At 64.1% G+C, this 2,325-nt stretch carries 2 protein-coding genes and 1 pseudogene; all 3 read right to left on the reverse strand.

Going from position 1 to position 2,325, the window contains the following annotated elements; translation table 11 throughout:
- Positions 1-463, reverse strand: a pseudogene (locus tag JOZ76_RS38305) (IS110 family transposase); the annotation flags it as partial.
- A 97-nt stretch (positions 464-560) separates the two neighbouring features.
- Complete coding sequence (locus JOZ76_RS20775) at positions 561-1,007, reverse strand: c-type cytochrome (RefSeq protein WP_291701350.1); 447 nt, start codon at positions 1,005-1,007, stop codon at positions 561-563.
- A gap of 115 nt (positions 1,008-1,122) precedes the next feature.
- Positions 1,123-2,325, reverse strand: a 1,203-nt coding sequence (locus JOZ76_RS20780) for a xanthine dehydrogenase family protein molybdopterin-binding subunit (protein ID WP_291701352.1), incomplete at its 5' end; no start/stop codon positions are given.

Below are 2,325 nucleotides of genomic sequence, written 5' to 3' on the forward strand. Positions count from 1 at the left end.
GCTTGCGATCCTCGTCCTCCGCCGATGGCACATGGACCATGCTGCAGACCCGCGGCTCGCCCCGCAGATAGGCAAGGAACGTGCGCATCAGCTTCTCCAGATCGATCCGATCGGTCTTCGCGCGCCGCGCACGACGGCTCACCTCGACGCTCGACGGATCGACCTCGTGACTGATCACCCCTTGATCACTCAGCCAACGATGCAGCCAATGCCCGTCGAGGCCGGCCTCGAAGCACGACATGATCCGAACCGGCTTGCCGCCGCGGCCAGCCTCCGACCGACAGCGCGCCAAACGCGACGCCAATGCCGTCAGGTCGCCTCCCGCAATCGAGTACCGGCTCAGCTTCTCTGAACCGGGCAGCAGCACGCCGAGCCGCCACCTCGTCTTGCTCAGTTCAAAAACCAGATAAACCGTGGCATGCTCGCCACTGGCGGGTGTGTCAATCCGATCGAGCTTGGACATCTTGATCCTCGAGGTTGGACGGTTGGTGGAACTACCATCCTAACCTCCTGACCACCCGCCGCCCCATAGGATCTACGATTCCTGCGGAGCCGTTGTCTCAGGTCTTCTTGACGCGGTAGGTCTCGTGGCAGCCGCCGCATTGCTTGCCGATCAGGCCAAGCTCCGCCTTCAGCGTATCGGTGTCCTTGATCTTGCCCTTGGCATCGCTGACGGCCTTGGCGAAGCTCGCAATGTGCTCATCGAAGCCGGCCTTATCCTGCCAGATCTTGTCCGAGGGTTGGTAGTCGCCGTCGAACGGCTTGCCCTTGAGGCTCGCGGGGAAGAGCTTTGGCAGCTTCTTGGCGGTATCATCGAACTGCGCGAGCGCCGCATCGACTGTCGCCTGATCATAGGGCTTTTCGCCCTTGACGATCGCCGACAACGCGCCAGCATTCTTGCCGTTGCCCTTCATCATGGTCTGGGTGTCCTTCAGCTGGTCCTGCTGTGCGATCACAGCAGTCGCACCCAGCATGAGAACCCCAACAGCTACGACAGCTCGCATCATCAACTTGCTCTCCCGATTGTTGCAAACGAACCTATTTTGCCCGGACGAATTGACCCGACCACGGCCGTTCCAACCCCGCGCGCGAGGCCTTATTCCCCGAGAATTGAGGCAGATCTCAGAGGCTATGCTGGCGATGCTGCTCGCGGATTGCAATCCAGACCCGCTCGGGCGTGGCCGGCATGTCGATATGCTCGATACCGTATTCGCGCCACAGTCCCTCGACGATTGCATTCACCACGGCCGGGCACGAGCCGATCGCACCGGCCTCGCCCGCCCCCTTCACGCCGAGTGGATTGGTCTTGCAGGGAATGTTGTGGGTCTCGAAGGTGAATGACGGGCCGTCGGCGGCGCGCGGCAGCGCGTAGTCCATATAGGTGCCGGTCACGAGCTGGGCGTCGGCGGAGCTGTAGACCACCTGCTCCATCAAGGCCTGCCCGATCCCCTGCATCACGCCGCCATGCACCTGGCCGGCCAGCAGCAGCGGATTGAGCGTGACGCCGAAATCGTCGACGATGACGTAGTTCACGATCTTGATGATGCCGGTGGCCGGATCGATCTCGACCTCTGCCAGATGAGTGCCGTTCGGATAGGTGCCGTCGGCGCTGGCAAAGGTCGCGCTCGCATTGAGTCTTGCCGGATCGGCACCGGCGCGCGCGGCGAGATCGGCGAAACTGACCGCGCGGTCGGTGCCGGCGATGCGCACCTTGCCCTCGCTGATCTCGAGATCGCCGGCACTGGTCTCCAGCGCCTCGGCGGCCATCTCGCGGAGCTGCTTGCCGAGCGTTGCGGTCGCACGCTCCACCGCGACGCCGCCGCTCGGGATCGAGGCCGAGCCGCCGGTGCCGAGGCCGGTCGGGATCTCCGCGGTGTCGCCCTGGTGGATGTGGACCCGCTCCGGCGGCAGGCCGAACTGCTCGGCGACGAGCTGAGCATAGGCGGTCTGGTGGCCCTGCCCGCTCGACTGCGTGCCGATCAGGATCGTGACGTCGCCATTGGGATCGAGGCGGACATTGGCGGTCTCCTCGCCCATGACGCCGCAGACTTCGACATAGCTCGCAAGCCCGATGCCGCGCACCAGGCCGCTCTTCTTGGCGAGTTTTGCGCGCTTTCCAAATTCCTTCCAGTTCGCGATTTCCATCGCGCGTTTCATATGGGCGGTGAAGTCACCGGAATCGTAGACCTTGCCGGTCGCGGTCTTGTAGGGCATCGCGCGCGGGGGGATGAAGTTCTTGCGGCGGATGGCGTCGGGGGCCATTTTGAGCTTGCGCGCCGCGGCATCGACCAGCCGCTCGATCACATAGGCGGCCTCGGGGCGCCC

Source organism: Bradyrhizobium sp. (assembly GCF_019244115.1).
Taxonomy (GTDB): Bacteria; Pseudomonadota; Alphaproteobacteria; order Rhizobiales; family Xanthobacteraceae; genus Bradyrhizobium.